The 5,944-nt window shown below is 40.3% G+C and carries 3 protein-coding genes and 1 pseudogene; 3 read left to right on the forward strand and 1 reads right to left on the reverse strand.

All coding sequences use genetic code 11. The annotated features are described in order from the left end of the window. The 3 genes from EA341_RS18645 to EA341_RS18655 form a co-directional block, all read left to right on the forward strand. A partial coding sequence (locus EA341_RS18645; protein WP_367127864.1) for a DUF4268 domain-containing protein occupies positions 1-124 on the forward strand: 124 nt, incomplete at its 5' end. 380 nt (positions 125-504) lie between these two features. Further along, entirely contained in the window at positions 505-1,899 is a 1,395-nt protein-coding gene (locus tag EA341_RS18650) for a S8/S53 family peptidase (RefSeq protein ID WP_293016686.1), read from the forward strand. 1 nt (position 1,900) lies between these two features. Continuing rightward, positions 1,901-4,675 (forward strand): CHAT domain-containing protein, encoded by a 2,775-nt coding sequence (locus EA341_RS18655; RefSeq protein WP_293016687.1) that lies wholly within the window; start codon positions 1,901-1,903, stop codon positions 4,673-4,675. A gap of 669 nt (positions 4,676-5,344) precedes the next feature. Here the strand turns inward: EA341_RS18655 and EA341_RS18660 are convergent. Then, positions 5,345-5,944 (reverse strand): annotated as a pseudogene (locus EA341_RS18660) (acetylgalactosaminidase); the annotation flags it as partial.

Here is a 5,944-nt window from a genome sequence, read left to right on the forward strand (position 1 = left end):
CCTGGCAGACGTCAATGTGATGGAAAAAGATGATTGGCCTGCAATTATAAGTTTTTTAAAGCCAAGGATTATTGCCTTGGATGCCTTTTGGAGCAACATCAAACCTGCTTTTGAGGGTTTTTAGACACCTCAGGGAAAGTATTCAATCATTATTTTTCTCCAGAACCTAAAGAGAGTCCTTGATAGGTAAGCCCTTTGATAACAAGTTTTGAGCATACAGGGTAACACTCTTGCCCTCGACGGATATACATCTGTAATTGGGAACGCATGCAGCCCCAGGGAATACATTTGAAAATTCATTGAAAGTGACTTCAACATAAATTTTATCAAATCAGACTAAACCGACTCTTGGCAATTTCATTCCAGATGGTTGTCAGTAAAAATTTCTTGAGATAAAAAATTTAAATCTATATATTGATGTACAAATAAAATTATATTCCGAATGATTCGGGTTATTCTTATTAAAATTACTTTTTCAATCAGAACCACCAAAATTCAACAATTATGAAAAATTCAATCAAAGTCTCCTTGCTTTACATGGGAGCCTTATTGCTATGCCTCCTGACAGCTTGTGAACCTAAAGGGGGAGATAAAACTGCTGATCCTTTGAAGGGATTGGAAATGGCCTATCAAAAAAATGAGCTGGTATTTTCATATCAAAATGAAAAAATAGCCCATAACCTTAGAGATTCTGTTGAAAGTTATATTTACAGTAAATTTCCTGATGCGGTTAAAGTGGTCTGTAATGATTGTATCAATTTGGTAGAGCTTTACAGAGCTGAAAACATTGAAAATTATCTCGCAGATATCCTAGGTTTTTTTTCTGATGGACATGGAGAAATAAAGACAGCCCGCCCCATAAATGTAGCCGGAACAACTGGGGATGGAAGCTTGGCTGTTTCTTTAAATTATTTATTTGAAGTTGACCAAGAGGCTCAAGGTGCAGGTAGAAACTCCTTGGACCTTTCAAATTATACTGATAGGAAAAAGCTTATTATAGCAACTTTAGATTCAGGTTTAGATACCGACTTTTTCCCAAAGGATTATTTGAAAAAGGTGGAAACACTGGGCAATTGTTATTCTGAAAATTCCTTGGGCTGGAATTTTACAGGCTCAGATTTCAATGATAATTTCCTCGATGAAACTGACTCCAAGCATGGAACAGTAGTAAACCTATATATGCTAGAGGAGTTAATTGCCGCGAAGTCAGCAATTCCGGAGTTTTTGCCTATCAAGGTACTGGACAAAGAAAATAAGGGTTCTTTATTCTCATTACTGTGCGGATTACACTTTGCCAAAAGCCAAAAGGCTGATTTGATCAATTTGAGTTTAGGATTTTATGACAATATGGAGTATCCAGGGTTTCCAGGCGAAAAACATCCAATTATGGGACATTTAACACGAGGTTTTTTGGATGGTCAACAAATGTTGATGGTGGCTGCTGCCGGGAATGTTGTTGAAGGTGGTCAAGAAAGAAATTTGGAAAAGAATTGGTTCTATCCAGGTGTATTAAGTCATATGGGTGAAAAACTCCCTTCGAATGTCATTACAGTGACTACAGTCGGGAATGATCGTCAAAGTGTTAGCCTCCGCCAAAATTATTCGAATAAATATGTAGATGCCGCGATCCAGGCTGATGCGGAATATGGTTTTAGGGTACCATTTGTTAATACCCAAAATTATCAGAATTTAATTGCTGGGTCTTCCTTTGCCACAGCAATTATGACAGGTAAAATCGCTGTTCGATGGGATGATTCTTTTCGAAATATTGATTTTCAACGAAGTGCGAAAACAGATTGGATAAATGAAATTCTGCCTCCAGAAGGCCCTGTAAATCCTGATCTTAGCAGACAAGTTAATAGAGGAATTTCTTATATTAGGTTGAACAACCGGCAATAATGTGGACTTTCTAAGAAGCGTATTATTTATTGTTTTTATTTTTCAATTTAAAGCAGGTTTCTCCCTGGCGCAAGCTGGGCAGGAACCTGCTTTTTGGTTAGATCAAGTCAATACAGTCAATACTGATCCAGCGCTATCTTGGTCTGAAAAACTCGACAAAGTAGAAGCAATCCGCATCAGATTCCTGGAGAAAAACCAAAAAGATGGAGTTTATGCCAAAATCATACACCGGATAGCAGATTACAAAAGGATTTTGGGAGATTTTTCAGGAGCCATCAGCTTGATGCAGGAAGCCATAGCCATCAACAAATCTGACCTTCCCCATGCTGAAGAGCATTACCTCTCATTCACCTTCTGTAATATAGGCATAGCCTATCAGGAATTGGGGATTCAGGAAAAAGCAGAGGCCTACTATGACAGTGCATTCAGCCTTCACAAAAAATACCCTGAGGAAACTTTCCCTCCTGCCTACATTTCATTCGACCGGAGAACAGTCTATAGCTTTAACAAGGGCGAGTATCAGCGTACTGTGGATTTGTTGGATTATGCCCTTGGATCCATCTATGGCCTGGAGGGTACTATTCAGGAAACTTTGCTCAAGATAAAAAAAGGAAGAGCACTTCTTGAGCTTGGAGAAATCGAAAAAGCGGATGAAATTTTCCAAAACAGCATCGGGATTTTTGAAAGTGATCAGGCTTCGGGAGAATTGTTGGGTTTTGCTTACAACGCATACGGCATTTACCTGGCCGCTGTAGACAGGCCCGAAGAAGCAGAGACTTATTTCTCCAAAGCCATGGACTTATACCTGAAAATGGGATATTTGGGTAGTGTACTTGCCTCACTGGATGAGCTTTATTATACATGGGCAAAAAAAGATGACCAAAAAGCCCTCAAGTACCTATACCAATCTAGGGAATACCTTGAGCCTTATCCTGATTCCAGGGAAAACATGTCAGCACTCAATAACATCGGTGCTACTTATACACGCTTGGAACGTTATGATGAGGCATTGGAGTATTTTCAACAGGCCATGCAAATTGCAGTAAAAGGTTTTGAGCCTGAAAATGATTACCAAAATCCTACGCTTGCCCAAATCAGACAGACGGATAACTATTATGAAATTGCCATGATCCTAAAAAACAAAGGGGAAGCATTGGCAAAACAATTTCAAAAGAAAAAATCAGACCCTCAACTTCTAGATCATGCCCTTACTCTTTACAGACTCAATGATCAGGTAATTGATTTGATGCGGTGGAACCAACAGTCCGAAGACACAAAGGCCTTTTGGAGAGGGTACACAAAACCCATTTACGAATGGGCAATCCAAACTTCCATGGAAAAGAAAGACTTTGAAGGGGCTTTTTATTTTATGGAAAAAAGCAGGGCCGTGATGCTCAATGATCAGCTGAGCGAAATGGGAGCTTTGAGGTTTATCCATGAAAGTGACCTTTACAAAGAAAAAGAATATAAAACAGATGCCGTAGCTTTAAAAACTGTGCTTTTGGAAAAGGAAGCAGGGACTGAAGATTTTCAGAAAGCAACGGTAGACTGGTTTGAAGCCCAGTCAAGGTATGAGACTTTTATCAAAGAACTGGAACAGAGATACCCCAGCTACTATCAATATAAGTATGACACTTCTGTTCTTTCCTTACAGCGTCTTCAGGAAGAGGTATTGGATCATAATCAGGCTTACCTTTCCTATTTTGTGGGAGAAGAAGCCAGTTATGTTTTGTTTGCAGCAAATGATAAAGTTGGGCTCAAAAAGATTGAAGCAAAAGACCTGGAGAAAAGAGCTGCTCAGCTTATAGAATTGACTTCCAACAAATCCAAAATTAACAGTGATTTTGTAACATTTAAAACCGCTGCCCACAGTCTTTATAAGGAATTGTTCCCTGAAGAAATCAAAAAATATTCGAGGGTAGTGATTTCTCCCGATGGTTTTTTCCTTCCCTTCGAGTTTTTAATGACAGACCCTTCTGATGACAATTCCTTTCTGTTGAAAAGTCAGGCTTTGAGCTACACCTATTCAGCAGGTTTCCTGGCCAAAAACCAAAAAGGATATAAAAAGCATTCTCTTTTTGGCCTCGCCCCTGTTGATTACAGCGTAGAAGTCCAGCAGGCCAGTCTTCCCGGTGCAGACCTTTCACTCAAAAAAATCAAAAGCTTCTTTCCAAAAAACAAACTGCTCACCCATGAGCGTGCCACCAAACAGAATTTTCTGGATCTTCTATCTGATCATTCCATCATACAGCTATATTCTCATGCGGTAGCTGATACCGAGGGGCAGGAGCCTCGCCTTTACTTCTTTGATACATCTATGCCACTTTCGGAATTACAGCTTTTGGGAGGTTTGCCGGCACACTTGATTGTATTGGCTGCCTGCAATACAGGTGTAGGGAGATTGGTGAGGGGAGAAGGAGTGTTTTCTCTGGCAAGAGGATTTGCCGCCGCCGGTATCCCGAGTAGCATCACCACGCTATGGGAAGTGGAAAATCAGGCCACTTATGAACTTACAGAGTTGTTCTACAGATTTTTGAGTGATGGCCATTCAAGTGATGTGGCCTTGCAGCAAGCAAAATTAGAATTTTTGAAAAAATCAGAAGGTCAAAGCTTGCCTTATTTTTGGGCAGGACAGGTTCTTGTAGGCAGATCGGATGTTTTGAAGCCGGCCTCAAGTTTGGGAATATATTACCTATACCTAGGTATTATAATGGTGCTATTAGCAGCTGTTTTTCTGCTTTATAAGAAAAAAAAGACTAACTGGAAGCCGAAATAACTAAGAGGGGATTTTGAGGTCTCCTTGTGAAAGATGATAAGATACTCATTTGGGTATCGATAAAAGCTTTGAGGTCTTCTTTTGACATAGAAGATTATTTCACTGACCTATTCAATTGTGGTTGAAATATATTTTCGAAATGCAATTGAAATAAAGTAGAAATAGAATAGAAATAAAAACCCTCTATTTCCCAGGTAAACCAATAGCATCCACGGATTCACCCGCAGTTATTGAAAAGTTTGACCTTTCCAGGTCGTTGTAAGTACTGTTGTGACCGCATTTTAAATGTGCAGCAACCATTCGCTATAAAGAAATTTGACCATCCTGTGCCGATAGTCATCGGTACGGGGCAGGTATTTCAGGATCATTCATATTACTGTGGGGTTTTAATCTTGACCACGAAGTGCCCAAACCTCTCAATAACCCTAGGTGAAACCTAGGGATCGGATGAATGATGTCGGGAGGGGCAACCCTGAAAGGGTTGAACTGAGAGACGGTAAATTAAACATTTTAGGAGGGTTTCAACTTTTGAAATCCCACACCTGCACTTCTTTAGGGTTAATTAAAAATATTTATTCCCGTTGCGATCGTTGCGTATTTCTTTGCGGTCGTTGCGTGAAACAAGGATTTAAAGACCTTCGAGGTTTGAAAAACCTCAAAGGTCACAACTTAAACAATCACCTTAGTCGTCCCTCCACCTTTCAAGGTAATCTCAACAGGTTTGTTGTTTTTCCAGCTTCCCCCTGTGAAGTCGGGAACATCAATGGAATTGGACCTATGGGCCACAGACCATTCGCTCAAAGGGGAAACTGCAGACCACAAGGCTGCATCATACACATCCTGATCCAAAGGCAAGCCATTGCGCAGACAATCTATCAACCTCCAATCCATCATAAAATCCATGCCTCCATGTCCTCCAATCTGCTTGGCTAACTCCCCTACTTTTTTGACAATTTCAGGCGTATATTTTTCTTCAATGGCTTTGATTTCATCTTCTTTTAACCAGCTGTGTTCCTTTGATATTTTTTGCACAGGATACTTTTGTGCAAAAGCTTTGGTACCGCTGATCGCATGCAACCTGGAATAAGGCCTTGGAGAGGTGACATCATGCTGGATCATCATAGAGCGCCCCTTTTTGGTCTTGATGATGGTGGTATTCATGTTGCCTCCATACTGCTTCTCTGCAAAGGATCCAAAGAAATTATCTTCCTCAGCCAGCTCCCGTGCTTTTGCAGCCATATGGAAATCCGCACTGGAAAGAGATGTCAG

This window comes from Mongoliibacter sp. (genome assembly GCF_007692705.1).
Taxonomy (GTDB): Bacteria; Bacteroidota; Bacteroidia; order Cytophagales; family Cyclobacteriaceae; genus Mongoliibacter.